16 protein-coding genes are annotated in these 20,848 nt (G+C 65.4%); all 16 read right to left on the reverse strand.

The annotated features are described in order from the left end of the window. Positions 1–2: 2 nt before the first annotated feature. The 16 genes from A4F85_RS11605 to A4F85_RS11680 all read right to left on the reverse strand — a co-directional run bounded on the left by A4F85_RS11605 (position 3) and on the right by A4F85_RS11680 (position 20,820). Positions 3–1,190, reverse strand: a complete 1,188-nt coding sequence (locus tag A4F85_RS11605) for a hypothetical protein (RefSeq protein ID WP_063326654.1) — start codon at positions 1,188–1,190, stop codon at positions 3–5. A 17-nt stretch (positions 1,191–1,207) separates the two neighbouring features. After that, the gene (locus A4F85_RS11610) at positions 1,208–3,112 is read right to left on the reverse strand and encodes a hypothetical protein (protein ID WP_063326655.1); all 1,905 of its coding nucleotides are present in this window, start codon (positions 3,110–3,112) and stop codon (positions 1,208–1,210) included. 20 nt (positions 3,113–3,132) lie between these two features. After that, a complete protein-coding gene (locus tag A4F85_RS11615; RefSeq protein ID WP_063326656.1) occupies positions 3,133–4,992 on the reverse strand; it encodes a hypothetical protein in 1,860 nt (619 codons plus the stop codon). Between the two features lie 12 nt (positions 4,993–5,004). Then, the gene (locus tag A4F85_RS11620; RefSeq protein WP_231890527.1) at positions 5,005–5,394 is read right to left on the reverse strand and encodes a hypothetical protein; all 390 of its coding nucleotides are present in this window, start codon (positions 5,392–5,394) and stop codon (positions 5,005–5,007) included. Positions 5,395–5,396: 2 nt separating this feature from the next. Next, on the reverse strand, positions 5,397–8,195 hold the full coding sequence (locus tag A4F85_RS11625; RefSeq protein WP_063326658.1) for a phage tail tape measure protein: 2,799 nt from the start codon (positions 8,193–8,195) through the stop codon (positions 5,397–5,399). 98 nt (positions 8,196–8,293) lie between these two features. Continuing rightward, a complete protein-coding gene (locus A4F85_RS11630; protein WP_034391723.1) occupies positions 8,294–9,085 on the reverse strand; it encodes a hypothetical protein in 792 nt (263 codons plus the stop codon). Between the two features lie 27 nt (positions 9,086–9,112). Next, complete coding sequence (locus tag A4F85_RS11635; RefSeq protein WP_231890528.1) at positions 9,113–9,565, reverse strand: hypothetical protein; 453 nt, start codon at positions 9,563–9,565, stop codon at positions 9,113–9,115. A gap of 235 nt (positions 9,566–9,800) precedes the next feature. Further along, complete coding sequence (locus A4F85_RS11640) at positions 9,801–10,187, reverse strand: Mor transcription activator family protein (protein WP_063326660.1); 387 nt, start codon at positions 10,185–10,187, stop codon at positions 9,801–9,803. Positions 10,188–10,232: 45 nt separating this feature from the next. Further along, positions 10,233–12,716, reverse strand: a complete 2,484-nt coding sequence (locus A4F85_RS11645) for a hypothetical protein (protein ID WP_063326661.1) — start codon at positions 12,714–12,716, stop codon at positions 10,233–10,235. 128 nt (positions 12,717–12,844) lie between these two features. After that, a complete protein-coding gene (locus A4F85_RS11650) occupies positions 12,845–13,885 on the reverse strand; it encodes a hypothetical protein (RefSeq protein ID WP_156517007.1) in 1,041 nt (346 codons plus the stop codon). After that, entirely contained in the window at positions 13,876–14,607 is a 732-nt protein-coding gene (locus tag A4F85_RS11655) for a phosphoadenosine phosphosulfate reductase domain-containing protein (protein ID WP_228676798.1), read from the reverse strand. The genes A4F85_RS11650 and A4F85_RS11655 overlap by 10 nt, the downstream gene beginning before the upstream one ends. 5 nt (positions 14,608–14,612) lie before the next feature. Beyond that, positions 14,613–15,482 carry a hypothetical protein gene (locus A4F85_RS11660; protein ID WP_063326663.1) on the reverse strand — a complete coding sequence of 290 codons (870 nt, stop codon included), beginning with the start codon at positions 15,480–15,482 and terminating at the stop codon, positions 14,613–14,615. Then, positions 15,460–15,900 (reverse strand): N-acetyltransferase, encoded by a 441-nt coding sequence (locus A4F85_RS11665; protein WP_197485485.1) that lies wholly within the window; start codon positions 15,898–15,900, stop codon positions 15,460–15,462. Before A4F85_RS11665 ends, A4F85_RS11660 begins: the two co-directional genes overlap by 23 nt. After that, complete coding sequence (locus A4F85_RS30885) at positions 15,900–16,124, reverse strand: phage tail assembly chaperone (RefSeq protein WP_063326665.1); 225 nt, start codon at positions 16,122–16,124, stop codon at positions 15,900–15,902. The genes A4F85_RS11665 and A4F85_RS30885 overlap by 1 nt, the downstream gene beginning before the upstream one ends. 191 nt (positions 16,125–16,315) lie before the next feature. Then, positions 16,316–18,244, reverse strand: a complete 1,929-nt coding sequence (locus A4F85_RS11675) for a phage tail tip fiber protein (RefSeq protein ID WP_063326666.1) — start codon at positions 18,242–18,244, stop codon at positions 16,316–16,318. After that, positions 18,241–20,820, reverse strand: a complete 2,580-nt coding sequence (locus tag A4F85_RS11680) for a hypothetical protein (protein WP_063326667.1) — start codon at positions 20,818–20,820, stop codon at positions 18,241–18,243. The genes A4F85_RS11675 and A4F85_RS11680 overlap by 4 nt, the downstream gene beginning before the upstream one ends. Between the last annotated feature and the right edge of the window lie 28 nt (positions 20,821–20,848).

Here is a 20,848-nt window from a genome sequence, read left to right on the forward strand (position 1 = left end):
CGTTAGCGCCAAGGCCCTGTGATATCGATGAAGCCAAAGCCTGCCGGGGAGGATGCAGAGGAGCTATGCGGAAGGGCCAGGAGGCGGCGACCGCTTACGGCTTCGATCAATGTTGAGTCACGCTCGAAATACTGGGCTACCTGCGACTGCGGCACATACCTGTATCCCGGCACAACAGCACGCGGCGTATTGGTGGAAACCGGCGAATTGCTTAAATACAGCTGCGCGAGTTTCAACTCACCGTCAACGTCACTCGGAAAATTCCCAAGCGCGGAGTCAGAACCAGATCCTGCGGTCGCGGTTGATGCGAAGCACCTGAGATCTGGCGCTACGCTGCCCCCTAGACTTGTAACGGCCCTCGGCAAGAAGTACCAACCGCTGGATGCTGAATCAATAGCTCCATTGTTGGGAGTGTTCGCGACGTTTGACTGGGATACGCCGCCACAGAGCAGACAGGCGTATGCATCCCCCGCCTTGCGCAATGCCAGCAAGTCACCAAATACCCTCGTCCCGCCCGCCGTATTCGTAGCTGACATTGGCGATGATGGTGCCGAGTTGTCGAAGAAAATCCGGCTATCACCCACAATCGTCCAGCGTGTAGGGCTGGCATTCGCTGAATTGCTCTTGACCCACCAGGCGCCGTCAGCTCGCTGCGCAGCGCTGGGAAACGGTCCGGTCCCCATATCGATGGCCGACATGCTTTCGTAGCCGCGCATGGATACAGCGGTCGTTGTGCGGTCGTCGACATAGAGGTACATGCCATAGCTCTGCGGGTCGGTGGACCGATACACGGCCTGGTTGGTCCCAGAGAACGGTTTGGCCCAGCCCAGCGCCGCAAACTTGAACGTGATGCCTGTGCCGTTGTCCACGCTGTCGGGCGCGGCCGTGCGGAACTTGAACACACCGCTGCCCGACTCGGTCACGCGCTGTTCCCCGTTGAGCAGGGCCTGCGCGGCGCCGGTGATCAGCAGCACGCTGTCTGGCGTGGGAGGCTGCGAAGCGCCCACGGAAAACTCCACCGTGGCAACGCCAGCTGCCACAGTGATCCGCGTCGCCGCGCGCAGGCCGAAACCCGTGACCAGGCAGGCGTCGAGCACGGCAATCTTGCTGCCGGCCAAGCCGTTTTGCACGGGGGCGCCGTACATGCTGTAGAGAAAGTGCTTGACGCTGGTATCGACAAGGGATGCCATAGGTGATCTCCAAAAAATCAGGGACGGTCGACGCTGCCGCGCACCAGGTGCTCGAACTGGTAGTCGTCGGCTACAGCCTCGCTGGGCTGCACGGTGCGGATGAGGGCATGGGGGGCAATGCCGCCCTCGGTGTTGATGCGCAGCACGTTGCCCGCGCTCCAACCCTGGCCCCAGCCCAGGGCACGGATGGTGATGTAGGGAACGCCGCTGATGGGATTGATGGGCGCGAAGTCCGCATTCGTGGAGCCGGGGCCCAGGTTGCCCACGTGCTCTCCGATGAACTCGAACGTCGTGGCGCTGGTGAAGCGGCACATCCAGCGCTCGGGCAGCGCGCCGGCGTTGGTCACGATGAGAGGAGCAATGGTGTCGTTGTAGCTGGCCAGGGCCTCGGCTCCATCCACCGTGTCCTGCCATCGGTTGCCCCAGTTGTCCTGATCAAACATGAGGCTGACACGCGCGCGCAGCGTTCCGGCCATCAGCGCGCTGGACACCACGCTGCCCACGGGGAACTCGTGGCTCAGCTGCTTGGTGATCGCCAGCATGCCGTTGATCTGCACATCGCTGACGCGCGCCATCTCCTCGATGCGGTGCTGGAACGTGACCGGCTGGACCCAGCCCGTGATGTCGCTAACCGTGATCTTGCCCGCCTCAAGATCCACGCTCCAGCCCTGTTGGATGCGCTGGCCATCGGCGCCGATGACATAGGCACGCGAGAGCCGCACGCGGCCGCAGTTGATGACCTGGCCGTTGGCCACTGTGACGGGGCCGACCGTGCCTGTGTGGCCAATCACGATGTAGCTGCCCACCCGGTAGATGGGCACGCGGCCATCGGGCGGCAGGCGCACCGGGTCCAGGCCGATGACATCAGCGTCCAGCGGCAAGTAGAAGTAGCTGACGCTGTTGTAGCGCAGCGTGGTCGGGTCCACGGGCCAGGGGCGCCAGATGCGGTTTGGCTGCACAGCCCCGATGTCGTCAGCCGAATACCACCACTCGGTCTTCTGGGCAGCGGTCAGCGAGGTGTCCAGCACATAGTCGCCGAACTGCAGCTCGACCACGCCGCTCTGGTAGTCGATCTTGCCGCGCAGGTGTGTGCCCGAGATCACGCCGTCGATGCCGGCCGAGGCCGTGATCTGCTCGCCCGTGGCATCGGACAGGTTCATGACAAAGCCGGAGGGCTTGATGGGCGCGGCGGCCGTGCGCATGAAGATGCTGGCCGTGGTCCAGTTCTGGCGCACGGTCCACAGGCTCTCGACCACCAGGTCGGTGGCCGGACCATCGACCACATAGTCGAAGATCCGCGCCACGCCGCTGGAGTAGTCCAGCGCGCCAGCCACGATGCCCAGCGCCGTGGACGTGCGGTCGCGCACCAGCACGCCGTCGTAGTCCTCGTAGACATGGCCCATCCACCGAAACCGCACGCTGCCCGGCACGATGTAGTCGGTGGTGTAGGGGCACAGGTCCAGCACCACGGGCTCCGGTGTGAAATTCATCACATGGTGCTGCGCGCTGGTGAAGTCCTCAGCGTAAGTCACCGTCACCGTGCTGGCCGCCAGCAGTTCTTCGCTCACCGAGGTATCGCGGCGGTCACCGCCCTTGGACATGGTGGAGAAGCTGGGGTCGCTGCCATTGCCGCCCATCGTGGTTTCTTCAAAACTCAGGGCGTTTTCGTAGTCACTGTTGTAGCCCTCGGTCTTGCTGTCCAGCTGCACGAACTTGATGTTGAGGAACTTGCCCGCGTAGTTGATGGTGCCGTCCGGGCCGAACGTGCCCCGGCCGTCATCCGTCAACAGGTGGCGCACCGTGTCCTGGGTCTTGCTTGTCTGGTAGCTGGACCGGCTGTGTGTCGAAGACGAGCTTGCCGATGTCCTTGTTGTCTGCATGACAACGCCGCCCGATACGCGGCCCACTGATACTTCTGCCATGGTTTTTCTCCCTTAATTGATCAGGCGCCCCAGCGCCGGTAATCCACGCCGCCGATGGACTTGACGCCCGCCGTGTACTCGGCGTCGGTCCAGACCACGCCATCGACGTCGGGCGGCACGTAGTGGTTGCCCTCGGGCGAGCTGGTGGCGCCGACCTCGATATAGACGGCCCCGCCGCTGGCGCGCGCGCCGCCCTGGGCCATGTACTTGCCTGTGGTCGATCCATCGGATAGAGGCACACGCGAAGTGATGACGGGCGCAGGCGCCGGGGGCACCTGGGGCAGGTAGCTGAATTTGCCGCTGCCGCCGTTTTTGGAGGCCGAGGTACCACCGGATGAGGCGCCGGAGCTGGCCGAGAGATTGCGCACGGTGATCCACGCCACGGACACGGTGCCGGGCGCAGGGATGGTGTCCAGGGTGATCGCGCCGTAGCCGCCTGCGTCGAGGACGACCGAGACGTTCTTGCTCACCGTCACGGCATAGTCGTACTCGATGGCGAACTGCCCGCCTGCGTCGATCATGAATTGCGGGCGCAGCAACAGCGCGGCTGATGCGTAGTTGATCTCGCCCGTGGCGGCGCCCTGCAGGTCACCCTGGCCGTTGTCCGTGGCCGTGCGCAGCACGCCGCCCGAGGTCCATTTGATGACCAGCGAGCCCGGCTTGATGCCCTGGTGCGGTAGGCGCATGGCGTGCTCGGGCAGCCGCCAGCCCGTGGCGCTGGAGCGGTTGACGAAGGCCGAGGCCTCGCCCCACTGGAAGATGATGGAGCTGCCCACATCAGGCAAAGCGGGCAGCGTCACGGACACCGAGCCATTGGCATAGTTCACCGTGCCCACGGCCGAGCCCGTCAGCCCGCCCTGCCCGTTGTCGGATGCGGTGTACCAGACGCCCATCACTTGGAAGGACACCACAAGCGTGCCGGGCGCCGGAAAGGGCTTGAGGATGGCCACCCAGCTGAAACCACGGTTTTCCTGGCCTACCTTGATTCGCCTGGTATGCGGGGAATTGGGCACCCGGATCTCACGCGGCGAGGTAGCGAGCACCAACTGCCGCACGCCGGCCGGGCGCTGATCCAGAGCCGCTGTCTCGGTACGCGAGTTGGGCACCAGCTGGGTATGGATGCCGGCCACGCGCAGCATGCTCTCGCCCAGTTGTGCGGCAACGGTCAGCGGCTGGGCACCGAAAAAGCTGGCCGCATCCGCCACGGTGGTGTCCCGGATGCGAGTCTTCGTGGTGTCCAGGACATAGTTGCGGTTGGGTGCCGTGCCGGGGAACGCGCTGCGCAGCCGGGGGGTGACCTCACAGGTGGTGACACTGGCCTGATAGTCCACAAAGCCGTTGCCGCTGTGTGTGAAGGTCTGCGTCTCCGTCTCCGCGCGCAGCACACGCACGTATTGCAGCACCTGGCTGGCCAGACCCTCGTTGTGGACGAGGATCAGCGTGCGACCAATGGTCGGTGCAGGGGTTCCGGGACGATGGAATATCTTGATCGAGGCCTGTCCCTGGACGTGGTTTTCCAGCAGGAAACCGCTCCACTCCGTGCCCGGGATCAGGTAGGCGGCGATGGCTGCCGCGATCTCCGAGCGGCGCGCGAACACACCACAGGCCGCTATGGTGATGGATACGTTGGGATCACTGGGTACTGCCGAGACGATGATATTGGTATCCATCAGTGCCTCGGTCGTCGGCGTCTGCACGGCCGCATGCACCTGACGGATGCTCACGTCGCCGCCGGCGCGGTCCACTTCGGTGATGTCCTCGAAGATGCCATTGCTCTTGCCCCAGGCGATGACGTTGCCCGTGGGGCCGCCGCCGCCATTGGGGTCATCGGTCATGACCTTGGACTCGAGCAGGCGGATATCGCCGTCTCTGATTGTCATATTTTCAACTCCTCAAACTGTGATGAGCCGCAACGTTGCGACATAGGGATTGGCGAGCGCGGGAAGCTCGGGCCTGCCGACGGGCCGGGCCGTGATGGGTTCGTCGCCGGAAAACTGCACGTCGAAGGCGCGGCCATCCGCCAGCCGCAGGCTGTAGACCTGGCCTGCGGCGCCAGCCATCTGCAGCAGCACGAGCAAGGTGGCGCGGCGGATCCAGCCATGGGACTCATCCCCCTCCAGAGTGATCGGACGTCCCGCAGACTTGCCGGCTTCGTCCACGATCAGCGCCCCCGTGATGCTGCGCGCCGTACTGCGCGCCACGGCGGACCATGTGAATTCATCCATCCAGGTCATCCCGCGGGGAATCTCAAGCGTTCCCAATAGGTGGTTCTTGGCTGTCATCGTCATATTCCGGAAAGGTTCTTGCTTCGCTCAAGCTCCGACAGCAGGCGTTCGATCGCCCGTTCGCCATCGGCGTCGGTCCTTACATTGCCCAGCGAGCTGCCGTTGATCCGCAGGTCGATGACCCGAGCTGCGGCCCCAACCGTGGACGTGTTGGTGGGAGACTCCAGCGGTGCCCTCTGCGCTTGGGCAACCTTGTCCCTCGCCTGCTGCAAAACAGCATCGGCGATAGCCCTGTTCACCTCGTTCGGATTCACGCCGCCCTGGATCCCGCCGAAAATGCCGGCGGGTTTGTCGTACTGCTGCTCGAACTGGTCCACGACGCGCAATGCGGCCGCGTCATCCAGCCCCTGGCCCTTGGCCATTTCGAGCACGGCCGTGCGCGAAAGAATGGTGAGTGCCACTCGCTCGCCTGCGGTGTTCAGGCTGTGGCCTTCCTTGTCGATATTCCATTTCTTTCGGTACAGCTCCAGCTCTCGTTCCTTGAGCTCGTTGGCCTTTTCCTGCGCGGCGATCTCTCGCTCACGCTCGGCATTCAAGCGCTCCAGTGCAGTACGCTGGTCGTTCACGGCACGGGTTAACTGATCGTTCGAGCCTTTCGTCTTGTCGGCAGCGTCTTTCAGGTCCCTGGTGCTTTTCCCTGTCTTGTCCACCTCGGACTTGAGACCTTGCAAGGAGGCTTTGCCCTTGTCCAGGCCCGTATAGGCTTCATCCACCGCCTTGGCCGCCTGCTGCGCGCTCTGAGCGGACTCGGGAAGCGCCTTCTGGATCTTGTTGATTTCCTCCAGCTTCTCTGCAGCGGCCTGCAGGTTGCCCGCCTCCATCAGTTGCCGATATTCGGAACGCAACTGGCTGACGCTTTGTGACGCGGTGGCCGTCGCCGTAGCCGTACTCTCCAGCGCCACCTTGGTTTCCATGCTCTTTCGGCCGGTCTCCTCGATGGAAGCAGCCATCTGCCGGAAGGCGCGCTCCGATTCGCCGCTCGCCGTACTGGCTTCCTGGGAGCCTTGCACTAGGCCGGTGAATCCATTGCGCGCCGTCTGCGCGGCATCGGCCACGGCCTGCAGGGACTCGGCGGCCTTGTCGCGCATGGCCTGGGCCGAAGCCCCGAAGCCGCCCGCCATCACCTCGGCGTCCTGCGCGGCCAGCTTGAAGGATTGGGACAGTTGGCCGAACGTCACGGCGGCCAGACCTTCGCGCAACTTCGCCACTCCGGTCATGACAGCGCTGGCGATCTCGGCGAACCCCGCACCCAGGCCATAGATGACGGTCATCACGCCATTGACGCCAGCGCTCATCGTGCCCCAGGCAATCTTCAGCACGTTGCCGGTATTCGTGCCGTACTCCTGCACCCGCGTCAGGGCGTCCTTGGCCTGGTCTGCGAAGGCCTGCAGCTTCTCGCCCACGGCCTTGAAATCGATCGTGGAAATGAAGCCCTTGGCGAATTCCAGGCCGGAGCGGAAGGCCGCGGCAATCGATTCGCCGAAGCGCCCGATGGCGCCGTCAGCAACGGCAGTGCGGAAGCCCTCCGCCACCGCATCCACCGCCTCCTTGAGAACAGGCAGCACGGGCGTGCCTAGCGTGGTCTTGACACCCTCCCAGACATTTTCGAACCCCTTGACCGAGCCATTGAGGTTGTCCGACATGGTTGCTGCCATGTCGGCGGCACTGCCGGAAGCGTTGCCCAGCGTGGTGGAGAGAGCATTCAGTGAGCCCATGCCCTGGCTGAGCAGCCCGGACAGCACGGGACCGGCCTCCGTCCCCAGCGCCTTGATGGCCTGCGCACCTTCCGGGCCCTTGCCGGCCAGTTGCTGCAATGCCTGCTCGAAATCGTCGGTGACAATGCCGGCCTCGCCCAGCTCCTTGCGGAACGCGCTGGCCGGATCCGCGAACTGGCCCAGGATGGTGTTGAACGCCGAACCGGCCTTCCCCGCATCGGTCCCAGCCTGCGAAAACTGGCCGATCATGGCCACCGTGCTCTCCAGGCTCAGTCCCACGCGTCCGGCAGCAGGGCCCACCGTGCCCAGGGTCTCGGCCAGGCTGCCGATACTGGTGCCGGTGAGCACCGACCCTTTGGCCAGCACATCCGCCACGCGCCCTGCATCCTCGAATTGCAGGCCCATGCCCGAGACCGCCTTGGTCACGGCTTCGCTGGCGGCGGACAGTTCCATGCCGCCGGCCTGCGCGAGGTTCAGAACCGCCGGCAACGTGGCAATGCTCTCCTGGGCCGTCAACCCTGCCTGGGCCAGGCTTTCCAGCGCACCGGCAGCCTGCACGCCGGAGTACTGCGTGGTGAGTCCGGCATCCGTGGCCGCCTTGGTCAGCGCGGCCATCTCCTCGGCCGAACTGCCGGTGGCGACCTGGACACGGTCCATTGCCGACTCGAAGGCTGCCGCACTGTCGACAGCACCCTGGAACGTCGTGGCCGCCGAGGAGCCCAGGCCCTTGAACATCGATGCGCCCACCTCCTGGAGCTTGGAGTTCAGGCCGTCCAATGAGGCCATGCCCTTGCTCACCAACCCGCTCACTGCCGAGCCGGCTGCCGCTCCCAGCCCGGTGAAGGCCTGCGCGCCCTGGCTGGCCTTGGATGCCAACTGATCCAGGACTGCCTGCACGCCGTCAATTACGGTCTGGACATTGCTGATCCCTTTGGCCGCCTTGTCGAAAGCGGATGTGACCGCAGCGCCGAAACTCTTGAGCATCGATGCGCCCACCTCGGCCGCCTTGGCCTGAAGGCTGTCGAATGCCTTCACTGAGGCATCCTTGGCGCTGGTGAGCATGGAAATGATTTTCTCGACCATGATTCAGAGGTTTTTTGTAGGCATTTCTGGTTGGCCCTGCCGCCTGTCCAAGCGGCAGGGCGAACCACCCGGCGCGTGGCCAGGTGGGGAGGCTTACATCAAGGGATGGAGACCGGACGGCCGTCGCGGTAGATGGCCTGCGCGTTGGGCCCCTTGAGCACTTCCAGCGAGAACTGCATGCTCACGGGCTTGGTGTCCTCGGTGATCAGAGGCATCTCGCCCGTGGGCGTGAGCGCCACCAGCGGCATGTACCAGTCGCTGTCCAGGCCGGCAGCGCTGTCGGACACGATGCGGATCGCACAGGTCATGTCGGTCTTGGCGCCCGTCATCACCGACTCGAACTGGCCGGCCACGGGCGTGTAGCCGAAGACCACCTTGCCGGCGGCGATCTGGCCGCCTTCGATGATCTGGACACGGCCGGTCTCCAGGCTCAGGTTGTAGTCGCGGCCCGCGACGTAGCTGGTCTGGCCGTCCTCGCTCTTGATGGACACGGTGGAGACGTTGCGCACACCCAGCGGATTGGCAGCGGTGGCGCCCAGCTGGTACTGGCGGCCGGGGACCACGGCGCGGATCTCGTTGTCCACGGGGGTGGCGTCCTGAGTCTTCAGCGCATGGGTGCCGGACAGCCAGGAGGCCACGTTGCGCGCGCTGATGTTGTCGCAGGTCAGGGCGCCGGTGCGGGTAACCTTGATGGGCCAGCTGCCGTCCTTCTCGGACATGCCCTCTTCGCTGCTGAAGTGCTCAGCCTTTTCTGCCGCGACGGTGAGGGTGAAGCCCGGGCAGTTGCCCATGGGAATCTCGCCCGTCAGTTGCTCGTTGGCGTCATAGAGGTCGATGTAGACGCGGCCTCGTGGAATCTGGTAGTCATTTTTCGGGTGTGCAATCGGCATGTCGCTGCTCCAATCAAAGGTAAGAAATCACGGCTGGCCGTCGAACAGGGCCGTGGTGGTGAATACGACCTCGTACCCCACGAGGCCTGGGTCGGGGAAAACCGCCTCCTGGATGGAGGCGAACTGGAAGGGGGTCCAGAAGCGGTCATCGACCGCTCCCGGCGACCAGTTGTGCAGTGCTTCGACCAAGGCCGCGAGTGCCTCGCCCAGCGCGGCAGCAGCCTGTGCGCCGCGCGGCACCATCAGGGCGGCAACCCAGGTCGGCTGCAACTGCGCCGCGGTCCTCATGGCGGCCACCCCCGTGGCAGATGCCATGCGCACCTGCGCAGCAGGCACGGCCGAGCCGTCGACGGACTCACTGGCTCCGCTGACGCGCCAGCCCCCGAAGGCCGGCAACGACTTGAGGCGGGAGGCCAGGATGGATTCCAGCTGCAGCATCAGGCGCACGCTCTGATGGCGGCCGTCTGGCTGCGGACACAACCGTCCGCTGCATCCGGCAAGCCTGCGACCGAGGCCGCAGTGTTGAAGGTGTTGTTTCTCGAGTGGGTGAACATAGGAAAAAGACCGCCTGTATCCTTGGGTTCCATTGCGCCCTGCTGGGCGTGTTCAGACAGTTTCTCTGTCCTCGCGTCTCATTTCCTGCCGACAAATGAGACTGTTTTCAAGCGCATGCCAGGCCCAGCAGCGGTCGCCGTCCGCCGCTGCGCTGCACGGCTCAGCCCTCTACGCAAAGCGATGTCTCCGGACTGGAAACGCCGTTGCGAACCGCGCCTGGCCGCTTGCCCAGGATGCGGTACAGCTGAGCCCGCTGGAGTCCATATTTGGTCTGCAACTGCTTGCGGTTGACCCCGTTGAATTCCTGGCGGATGGCTTCGTTGCGCTCCTTCTTGCTGGGCGCGGGCACGTAGATGGCGGCGCCGCGTGCGCCCATGCGCATGCCGCCATAGCGCTTTCGCAACCCGCGCAACATGGCCTGGGCAACGGACAAGGCCTGCGGGCCGCTCAGCCCAAGCTCCTGCTCAGCAATCTCCAGCAGCTCGCACTCCAGCAGCTGCGCCGCCGAGTCCTCGGGCGGGCTGACGGATTCAATGGATGTCGTCATGGTGTGCAACGCCCCGGGTCGGCGATTCCTGCCACGGGCCCCGCGTCACTGCCTGGAGCCCACATCGCCGGACTCGCCCTTGTCCATGCCGGTGCGGGCCTGCGTGTCCACCCTCTGCCGCTGCGCATCGGCTTCGGCGCGTGGCGCAGCGACGGCGGCGGGCAGGCCGTTGCCAGCAGGCTGCCCGCCCCGCCGCACCCAGTCGCGGGCAGGCAGGATGAAGTCCTCGATGATCCTGGCATCGGACATCGCCATGGGCCTGATGGATGGCAGTTGAGCACGCAGCCGCGAGCGGACCGCCTCGACAGCCTTTCGAACGAACCCCGCCTGCGGCGACTGCTCGGCCATGGCCGCCAGCACATCCTGGGCGGCGGCACGCCGACCCTCCCGGCCCTCGGCCAGTCCGTGCTCCTGGGCCTTCTCACGCACATCGCGCGGGCGCGCTGCGACGATCTGGTCGAGCACGGCATCCATCCCTTCGCCAAACGCCCCCTGAAGACCATGCTGGCCTAGCGCCTGCCGGTATACGACCCGCGCAACCTGGGCCGGCGTATGGCTTGCATTGGCAAGCAGGTGGAGCTGACCATCGGCATAGAAACCGCGCGGCCCCTGCGTGCCGCCATCGGCCCCCGGTTCCCGGCCGGCATCACGCATTGCCTGCGCCAGGCGGGGCTCCTTCAGGTCGAACATGACGCCCACCGGAGGTCCCTTGGTCCATGAGGCACTGATGGCATCAGCCACCTCTTTCACGTTGCCCATGGAGGCATCAGGCGCCGGGCTTGCACTCTTGTCTGCATCCTGGCGCGAAGCTGGCTGTACCGCAGCAGGCGCTGTATCGGGTGCCGAGGCGCCATCGCCCGCACCGACCTTCACTGCAGCTGGCAACGCGGCGGGCAGTTCTCCACCCGGATGGGGCCGTTGCGCCGCAGCGGCAGGCGGCCCGGAGGAGTCCTGTGCACCAGAAGCCTCATCCGCAGTAGGCTCCCCACTCCGCCGCACACCCGGGGCAGGTTGCATGGATGCCTTCTCGCTGCCCGGCACCGGTGCGCTGTCTTCAGCGACAGGGGCGGCGGGCGCATTCTCGTCGCCCGGTGCACGGACCGTGGCATCCTCCACGGGCGCTGTGCGGTCAGCCGAGGCTTCCCTGCGTGCAGCCTGCACGGCTTTCCAATCGTCCTGCAGCAATTCCCAGGCAGGTGTACCCCTGCGCAGCCTGCCGATGTTCTCGCCGCGCTCGGACACGAACTGCAGCCAATTGCGGGCCTGCACCGTAGCTGGATCGAAGGCCGGCGCATCGCCACTAGCAAAGGCATCGGCCGGCACTGGCCCGCGTTGCCTGGCGCCTTGCGGCTTGGCGTCGCCATCGGCTCCACGACCAGATGCTGCAGGTACCGTGCTGACAGCCTTGTCCATCTTGGCAGGACCTGCGGAGATTTCCATGGCAGCCGGGCCTGCGTCCACAGGTACCGGCGATCCGGGCCGCGACGGGCTTGCAGATTCCGGGCTGGTGATGGGCAGCGCTGCATCGCCCTCACTACCCGCCTTGCCCCCTTGGGCCCGGCTGCGCCTGGCGGCGATGGCAGCGACGCCCGCAGGCGGCAGGCCGCTGACAGCGGCCTCCACCGCCGTGCGTCCGACATTGCGCGACAACGGCCGCCCATCGACCTCCCCAGCCTGGTGGTTTGTCGCCATCTGGGGCAGTACGTCATCGAGCTGCTTGCCCAGCATCGCCGATGCCAGTGCTCCGGTCACGGCATGTCCCCTGCCCGCCAGAGCACGCTCGATGTGGCGCTTGCCAGGCAGCAAGCCGGTCAAGCTGCCTATGGCAGCAGGCAACACCGACTTGCCGAGGGCGATCCGTACCGCCTCGTCCTCCGGGACGCTTTGCTTGCGCAGCGTGTCGCGGATCTCTTCGAAGGCTTTTCCACGGGCGCCCCCCGCATTCATCAGTGCCTCCGTAGCACCTGCCATGGTGGTGCCGGCCGTAGCCGCCAGGGCAGTGCTTCCTCCTGCGGCCAGCGTGGCGATCTGCCCCACCCTCGACGCGCCAAGGCCCGGGAGCACACTGGGCAGATTCGTGAAGATGAAGCGCGAGATCAGTACGGGGTCCGAGCTGTAGGCCCGCGCTGCCGCGATGGATTGTTCGATGATCGAATCCTGGTCCGCCGCGCTGATCACCTTTTCGGCTTCGGCCAGCTTGCGCTGCATCACGGGGCTTTGTGCCTTGCGCCAATGCTCGCCATTGCTGCGGAAAAAATCCGCAACACCGGATGAGGGCGAAAAGAGGTTGAAAACGCTGCCCAAGGTTGTATTCACCCCTTCAGCGCTTTGCACGCCAGCATCCGCGATCGCCTCACCCCAGCTGCGCTCCTGCGGCTGTGCAGGCGGTTGGGCAGGCACGGGCCGGTAGCGTGCGCCGGCACCGATGCCGGTCACATCCAGCCCGTCCAGCAATTCGAATGCCTCTGGCTCGTAGGCCCGGCCGCCCGGCTGATCCAGCCTTTCGCGCTTGTACTTCTTGCTGCTCATCTGATCCCCTTTTGGCAAGAAGCACAGACTGGCAGGCTTGGCACGGCAGGCAGCGGCGCCCGGGCTCCTGAAACGACAAGGCCCGCTTAAGCGGGCCTTGGTGGCTGCATCCCAGGATCAGTGCTGCGCTACCTGGAGGCGCCATACGGCAAGCCGCTCGGGACGGTTTCTCGGCTCGGACGCAAGCTGCGTTGGAACTCGCCCTGGGAATACTGGTACAGCGCCGCCGGGCTGGCCATGGACTTGAGAAGTCCAAGAGCCTCGCCACTGTCCTTAAGAGTGACTGGCGCCGCCTCCCGGCCATTCAGGTCTGTGCGCTTGATCTGCAAAGCCCCTCCCTGTCCCGCCTCGATGCCGGAAATTTTGTAGCCACTGGGAACATAGCGGTTGTAGAGCTCCATCAGCGGGGCATAGTCGCCCACCGCCAGGCCAGCAGCGGCTTTGTCAGATGCTTCCTGACGCCTTTTTGTATCCATCTGGATTTTGATGTGCGACTGCGCCATCAAATCCTGGGTAGCCTGGTCCGCAGCCTTGAGATGCCCAGCCTGTGTCAGCGCCGCTATACGGCGCTGACTATGGGCAAGGCGGTCGTCCATCGTCGCTTCGCGTGACTTGCCGCTCTGGTCAATCAACGATGCCTGGAACTGCTTTCGTTGCTCGCCCTCGATGCGCCCCACTTCGTCATCCTGCTGCCATTGCTTCATCTCTCTAGCCTGGCGCTTGACATCGTGCGCCCCCAGCGTGAGCTGTTGGCGCATCTGCAGGCTGCGCTCAGGGTCCGTGCGGCCGATCACGTCGGCCATGGCCAGCATGCGCGTGCTGTCCTGCTGCTCGCGACTCATCGACCCCGCCGAACGCTCGCCCATGAAGTCGGTCACGCCCTGCATGGCGATGGTCTTGGTGTCGCCCGCATCGTTGCGCGCGACATAGGCCTTCTGCGAGCCGTCAAAGTCGATCTTGTAGCCGTTGGCGGCCAGGCCTTCCAGCTCCTTGCCCTGGTCGGCGGTGTAGCCCGTGGACTCTTCCGCCTTGGTACTTGCGATATCGCGCAACGCTTGCTTCTGCTCATCCTTTTCTTGCTGCTGCTGTGCTTGCCGATAGATGCTGATGCCGTTCATTGCCGCTTGTTGCCCTGCCAACAGGCCAGATGCAAATCCGCTCATTGCCATGGTTCACACTCCTTAATTTGGGTATCCAATTGCTGCATGTGCTTGCGCAACTCACCGCGCAGCGCTTGTAGCGTTGTGCTGTACTCGGATAGTCGCTCCGGGTGACGGGCACGGAAATACGTAGCTTTGTCCTCACCCCAAAGCGCGGTGCAGCCCAGACAGTCCATTGCACTTGCACTCTTGAAGTAGTCGTAGAGCGAATTGCGCGGGGCATTGACCGATTCAAGGTACTCAAAGACCTGTTCACGACTCCAGTCACGCAGCGGCAGCCACAGCTCATACCAGGGGGTCCGGCCTTCGGCCGGCAGGCGCCCGGTGTCGGACAGCTTGGTGCCACGAATAACCAAGTCAACACCGTCTTGCAGCATGCGCTGGTGCAATGGCAGCATCCGGTTTGCGGCGCAACACGCAAATCGGTCGGATACCCGCAATGCGCTCAGTCCATAGAGATTCCCCAACTCCGTACAACTGGTTGGAAGAATGTCCGAAGGTGTACCGTTTTCAGCTCTCCACGCCTTCACGTCAGAGCGCACTTCCTCAAAGTTGGGTATCCAAGGCCGGACGTGTTCGATAACCGCCAAGGTTTCATCGCAGACGTCTTGTGTGTTCAACCAATACACCGTGAGCTGATCGAGCTTGTCCCGTAGCTTGTAAAGGCAGGCAAGGGAATCCTTGCCGCCAGAGAATTGAAGGGCTGGTCGTCGGTATGCGAGTAAATTCATGGTCATTACATAATTGCCGCCGCAGCGATAGTTGCACCTGCACCGATCAGCGCGCCCGTACTGGAGCCTGCGGTGGAACGAGATTGCTGGTAGGCATTGGACTGCTGTCCCCACATATTGGCCGCGCTGTTGCCAGCGTTTCCAGCCATGCCTGCCGCCTGGCCATAGCCCGAGTTGAGGCCCGCGAGGCCGGTGGTAGCAATGTTCAGTCCAGCGGTGCCATAGCCTGCAGTGGCAGCCGTCGTCTGGATACCCATGGAGGGATATCCAGCCAGCGCATTCGATGCCCTATCTGTCAGCGCCCGGCCTTCCGCACGCGCAGCGGTTCTAGCGGAATTCTTGCCCTGGGCCGTAGCCAGTGCTGTACCTGCGGTCAGCGCGTTGGACGCGGCGCCATATTTGGCATCGGCGGGGTTGATGCCCATTCGCGCCATTTCAGCGCCCTGCGTGCGCTTGGCGCTTTCGTAGGCGTTGGAGACATCGGCAGCCGCCTGGCCGGCCAGTTCCTCGCGCTTGCCCTCCATGTCGAAGGTGCGCGCGTCCTCCACCATCGTGTCCTGCAGGCCCGTCAACTGGTCACGGCGCCCCAGCGCATAGTCGCGGTCGGCCTGCGACTGCTCCCACGCTGTGCGAGTGGAGTCCAGCGCGAACTGCGTCTGCTCCTTTTGGAGCGGCGCCATGTCGTTCGCATTGCCGATGATCTGCTTGATCATGTCGTCCTGGATGCCCAGGTTCTTCACCTGCGCTTCCACCAGTCGCGGATCGGGTGCTGGGGTCGAGGCGCCGCCACCCTCCAACGTCATGCCGCCCCCGGGCCGAGGTCGGAATGCCTGCTCGGGCAGGAAATCAAATTCAGTGCTGTGCCAGCGTGTCATGTTTCAGCTTTCCTCTCCAAAGGGTGCAGACCACCACATCGCTGCCGTCGCGCGCTGCGCCTGCCAGCACCGCTTCCTCCACGGCGCCCAGCCGGTGGGCCAGTGCACGCAGCCTGGTGTTGGAAGCGAGCACGTAGCCGCGCAGCGCATCGACCGCGCACACAGCGAACGGGTAGTCAAGAAACGCGCGCAGGAAGCGGCGCGATAGCGGGGCGTCGATGGCCACATGCGCCCACACGGTGCGGCCGTTGTGCTGCTCGAAGACGGCCCCGGCCACAAGCACCCCGCCGCGCTTCCAGCCAATGCCCACAGCGCCCTCGGTGCTCAACAGGCCAGGGATGCGCATGCGCAGGAAGGCGTAGATGGCGAGCGTGTCGTAGTCCAGCATGCTTGCCACATTGGCAGGCTTGGCACGCATCAGGCCGGCGGCGTGGGCCACACGATGGTGAGCGGGTCGGGCTGGTCGGTGATGTCGCGCAGGGCCTGGCGGTAGGCCATCCACTCAGGCTCCAGGCGCCGGCCCTCCTCTTGCGCCCGAGTCACACGCCAGTCACAGGCGGCGATACGCCGGTCGCGGTCCGCGCGCACGGTCGCCCAGGCCGCAGCTTCATTCAGCGTCCAGGCGCCTGAATTCGACAGCACATGAAACGGAGAAGGGGCTGGGGCCGCCACGCGCACTTGGTGCCCATCAAAAAACAGCGGCCCTCCCGCGACAAGATCGTCGCCCAGCCGCACCACTTGCCCGCCTGGCGGCGTTGGCACTGCCGCCAGCGGCGCGTTGGTACTCCCCCGGCCAAGGATGTCACCGGCGGCACCTATCAATACGTAGTGGTTCACCGCTTTCCCCCTGTGGCCATGATGTGCGACAAATGGACCTCTATGGCCCGGTTTGCATCAAGGTTAGTGGCCACCAATCTATACGTCAGATTGCCCGCAGGTGGCCAGCTTTCAAAGGCGCCAACATAGGCCGCTGTCCGGAATCCATTAAGCATCGAAGTCCCGCTGAAACGCATTGCGTTGTTGTCGCGGAATATGGTCAACCCCAGCCCTGCATCGCCATTTCGAGGCATGGCGTTGGCAAATGCCATGATGGCTACGCCTGTGCCACCTTCGGCCATCTGCAAGGTGCATCGACACAGTTCAATTTCGGCACCAGGAGATATGTAGATGATCCGACCGGGCTCCTGTTCACCTTGGACCATGGAGGTGACTGAGCCCCCCTTGATTTGGAGCGTGCCCACGGCCGCCTGCCCGATATAGGCCGTACCAATGGCCGCCGTGTCCATGAACACCCCGATGTTGTTGGACGTGATGCGCTGCAGCCGGTTGATGAAGTCGCTGGTGTTCATCGTCGTGCCGTCCGGAAACGCCACGGTGTCGCCAATGCGGGCCTTGTCCTTGGTGGCCAGTGGCCCCAGGCCGTTGACCTGGGCGGCCTTGAGATTACGCAGCCATTGCGCGTCCAGGCCGTTGGCGTCCAGGATGACGTTGCCGGCGTTGTCGCGCACGGTGAGGCCGCGCGTATCCACCTTGCGCGCCGCCACCGTGCCGTCCACCAGCAGATCGCCGTTGAGCACGGCGGCCGGGATCAGCCAGGCCGTGCCCATCCAGTGGCGCGTCTGCGTGAAGCCGGCGCCGTTGCTGATGGTCACGGCATCGCCCACGATCAGGTGGTTTGTGTTGGGCGCGCTGCCGCTGTTGCCCAGGGCCTGCCAGACGGCCTGGCGTGCGGTGGCATCGCTCCAGAAGCTGCCGCTGGCCGCCAGCTGCACCGAGCCGCGCAGGCCGTCCACGAGCTTCTTGCCCAGCCCATCGATGCGCATGTTGCCCTTGAGGTAGACGTTGCGCTGCAGGTAGATGCCGTCGCCATCGACGCCGAACACCACGTCCTCGGGCCGCGGCGTGCGCATCTGGCCGGCGTTGTAGCTGGGGGAGACGATGGCGAACTTGTCCGCCATGATGATGAAGGCGCTGGAGGTCTTGCCGTTGACCTCCTCGGCCGCGATGCCGTAGCCGGCAAGAGCCCCGCCGGCCTGCACCTTGAGCGTGTACTGCGCGCGCAGACCCTCGCTGTAGCCGGCCAGCACCGTCATCTCCTGCTCCAGCATGGCGCGGCCCGGCTTGCCGTCCTGGTAGTAGTTCCCCAGGGAGGCCTGCAGCTGCAGCACGTTGGTGGCCATTGCCCGCTGGCCGTCCGCGAACGCCGCCTGTGTGGCGCGCAGGCCTGCGCTGGCGTTGCGCAGGCTGGCAGTGACCTCGCGCACGGCCATGGCCAGGCTGCGCTCGTTGCTCTGCACCACGGTCTGCAGCTCGCGCACCTCGGCGCCGCGCTTGGCGGCCTCGTCGGCGATGGAGCGCAGCAGCTCGTCGCGGATCTCCTGCGCCAGGTGGTCGAAGCGGGTGGGGTCGTCCAGGGTCTTGGCCAAGCTCTTGAACAGGCGCGACTCGATAATCTCCTTGGCAAAGCGGTCCACCGCCACGATGGCGGACAGGCCGCCGCCCAGGTCGATGACCGTTTCGCCCTCGCCGGGCGTCTTGTCGGCGGCCAGCAGTTGAGTGACGCCCTGCACCGAGCCCTGCAGGGCCACCAGCTCGCGCAGGGTCACGCCGCGCTCAAACTCGTTGCCCCGGGCGCCGGAGCGCACTTCCAGGTGCTCGGTCACGGCCTGCATCCAGTTGGACAGGGCCTTGTCCTGGACGTTGACCCTGGCCAGGGCCGGCAGGCGGGCCGCGCCTGTGTCGATTTTCTTGCGGTTGGTCATACGCTGCGCAGCTCCTCGGTGGTCGAGCACAGCACCACGCTGGTGACGCGGGCCGCGCCCTCGATTTCCACCTGGTGCTCCAGCCAGCGCCCGGGCGGCAGGCGCTGCGGCTGCAGGTCGGTGAACTGGGCCGTGTGCTGCAGCTGGCCGTCGCCCCACAGGCGCAGCGTGATCGGGTGCTGGGCGTCCTGCAGGCCGTAGACCTTGGCCCAGGCCAGCGGCAGCTGCTGGCCCTGGGTGGCCAGGCCTGTGCGCCAGCGCGCCGAGCGCAGGGCATCGCCCGTGAAGCATTCCAGGATGTCCTGGCCGCGCGCCACGTACATGAGGTCGTTGAAACGGTCCACCCAGACCGCCGTCACACCCGCGCCGCCCAGGTCGGTATGGCCGAGCTTGGCCCCGTCCTGTGCGCTGAACGCCAGGCAGCCACCGCCGGCCCCGGCGTAGAACAGGTAGTACACGCCCTCGTGCTCGGCCGCGAACATGGTGGATGGCTGCATGCGCTGCCAGTCCTGGCGTGCGATCAGCTGCCGCGTGACCACCTGCACGCCGCCCGGGCTGGCCAGGCACAGGCCATCGGGCGAGGCATAGAGCACGCCGCCCTGCACGGGAACGATGGAGCGACGTGCGCTGCAGGACTGGTTGCTGTCCAGCTTGATGGCCGACATCTGCGCCGAGTGCGCGCCTGTCACGAAGTAGGGATTGCCGGCCGTGCCCACGAACAGCGTCTGGTCGAACACAGCCATGCCCACGATGGGCCACTCGGTCGTGACTTGGTAGTCCACGGGCCAGGCGTAGGGGATGTAGGGCTCGCAGAAGGCTACGGTGTTGTCGATGAAGCCGGCCATGATCCCGTTGGGCATGCCCGTGAGGCCGCGCAGGTAGGGATTGGCGCCCACGCTGGGCTTGTTGTCGCCCTCGTACTGGCTGTCCATGCGGTACGGCGGCGCGGCCCAGGTGAACTGCGGCTGCAGGCTGTCCAGCTCCTCGCCCTTCTTGTCATCGAGGAAGCTGGCCACGGAGATCTGCAGCTCCTGCACCAGCTGCCAGGCCGCCGCTGCGGCCGAGGCGTTGCTGCGGTAGATGCGCCACTTCACGACGTGGCGCGCGGCATGCTGCTCGCCCGTCATGGCCTGGGGCCGCTGGATGGTCACGGTGTCGTTCTGGTCCACCTCCAGCATGTCGGAGATGGGCGACGGCTCGGACTCCTCGCCCCAGTCGGTCACAAAGGCCACGACGTAAAAGCGCGAGTCCACCACGCGCTCCACGGTCTTGCCCACCAAGTCGGCCACGCCGCCCAGCTGGTCCAGCCAGGTGCCGATCACGGCCGTATCACCCGTGGCCGCGATGTACTGGCTGGCCAGCTGGGTCTGGATGCTGGACACCAACGTGCTGCAGCGCTGCTGGATCTCGACCATGCGGGCATTCAGGCTGGCCGCCTGCGAGGTGGCAGCGGTCTTGCCTTCCGTGTAGGTGTCCAGGGACTTGTAGTAGGCCTCCAGGTCGCGCCTGTACTGCACCCAGTCGGCATGCTCGATGGCGTTGTTGTCGGAGTCGAAGTAGTACTGCGCGGCCTTGGGCTCGCTGGGCTTCACGGGCGCCGCGCCCGGCGTGGCCCAGGCCTTGGCCAGGCCCAGGTCGGCGAACTCCTTCACCAGCTTGTCCAGCTCGCTGCGCCAGTTGGCGCACTTGGTGCCCGGGGCCACGGCCTCCTCCACCAGGTCGGCCAGCTTGGCGGCCTGGTCGGCCGTGAGCACAGTTTCACCGGAGCGCTCGCCGGCCGTGTCCGGAAACTCATGCTGCTGCAGCGCCTCCACCAGAGCGGGCCGGCGGAACGGGTAACTGAACGGCATGGCGGCCAGTGGGATGGCCCAGCCGCTGGCTGTCTTGACGGCACCCAGGCGTGTAGTGTCCATCTCGCATGCAGCCGCGCGGGCCGCCGTGACCACGGCGTAGAGGTTGCCAGCCGAGGCGCCAGCGCCTACGGCGGTCGACAGGGACAGCCCGTAGTTGGACGTGGCGCCGGCATAGGCCTTGCCGTTGGAATCCCAGCGGATGGCCTCCTGGTGGCCCTCGTGCTGGATCACCGTGGCCAGCAGGTCCGCGCGCACCAGCTCGGCGAAGTCGCCATACAGCCAGGTCTTGGCCTCCTCAGTGGTGAACTCGTCCACTACCTGCAGCGTGACGGTGGGCTTGACCGGGCGCACCACGCCCAGCAGCCGGTCGTTGCCGCGCACGTCCAGCGCACGCGGCGCCGCGCTGCCGTCGTTGGTGGTCTGGTAGGTGCGCTCGGTGGCCTCGTCGTTGATCTGGCCCTTGACCAGGGACAGCTCCTGCACCCAGGAGCGAATGGGAGCGGCCGGGTTCTGCTGCACGGCGCCGCTGGCATCGCGTGCAAAGCGGTGCAGCGTGCGGGTGCCGGCCAGGCACGCCGAGTGGCGCCGGTCCGTGGCCAGCGGCCAGAACTCGGAGCTGGGCAAAAAGAGATTGAAGTGCTCCCGGGCGAAGTTCGCGCCCAACGCGCGATCGGACACGCTGGGCGCCTCGCCCGGGAATGCTGACAGCTTGTAGGTGGTCATGGCCCGCTACCGTGTCAGGCTTGGCACC

Source organism: Delftia sp. GW456-R20 (assembly GCF_001622915.1).
In the GTDB taxonomy this organism is placed as follows: Bacteria; Pseudomonadota; Gammaproteobacteria; order Burkholderiales; family Burkholderiaceae_C; genus Comamonas; species Comamonas acidovorans.

Coding starts and splice junctions, on each gene's coding strand:
- A4F85_RS11640 (WP_063326660.1), bottom strand. CDS start 10,187: ATGACGACATCCATTGAATCCGTCAGCCCGCCCGAGGACTCGGCGGCG.
- A4F85_RS11645 (WP_063326661.1), bottom strand. CDS start 12,716: ATGAGCAGCAAGAAGTACAAGCGCGAAAGGCTGGATCAGCCGGGCGGC.
- A4F85_RS11675 (WP_063326666.1), bottom strand. CDS start 18,244: ATGACCAACCGCAAGAAAATCGACACAGGCGCGGCCCGCCTGCCGGCC.
- A4F85_RS11680 (WP_063326667.1), bottom strand. CDS start 20,820: ATGACCACCTACAAGCTGTCAGCATTCCCGGGCGAGGCGCCCAGCGTG.
- A4F85_RS11630 (WP_034391723.1), bottom strand. CDS start 9,085: ATGCCGATTGCACACCCGAAAAATGACTACCAGATTCCACGAGGCCGC.
- A4F85_RS11620 (WP_231890527.1), bottom strand. CDS start 5,394: ATGACAGCCAAGAACCACCTATTGGGAACGCTTGAGATTCCCCGCGGG.
- A4F85_RS11655 (WP_228676798.1), bottom strand. CDS start 14,607: ATGAATTTACTCGCATACCGACGACCAGCCCTTCAATTCTCTGGCGGC.
- A4F85_RS11650 (WP_156517007.1), bottom strand. CDS start 13,885: ATGGCAATGAGCGGATTTGCATCTGGCCTGTTGGCAGGGCAACAAGCG.
- A4F85_RS11625 (WP_063326658.1), bottom strand. CDS start 8,195: ATGGTCGAGAAAATCATTTCCATGCTCACCAGCGCCAAGGATGCCTCA.
- A4F85_RS11610 (WP_063326655.1), bottom strand. CDS start 3,112: ATGGCAGAAGTATCAGTGGGCCGCGTATCGGGCGGCGTTGTCATGCAG.
- A4F85_RS11660 (WP_063326663.1), bottom strand. CDS start 15,482: ATGACACGCTGGCACAGCACTGAATTTGATTTCCTGCCCGAGCAGGCA.
- A4F85_RS11615 (WP_063326656.1), bottom strand. CDS start 4,992: ATGACAATCAGAGACGGCGATATCCGCCTGCTCGAGTCCAAGGTCATG.
- A4F85_RS11605 (WP_063326654.1), bottom strand. CDS start 1,190: ATGGCATCCCTTGTCGATACCAGCGTCAAGCACTTTCTCTACAGCATG.
- A4F85_RS11665 (WP_197485485.1), bottom strand. CDS start 15,900: ATGCGTGCCAAGCCTGCCAATGTGGCAAGCATGCTGGACTACGACACG.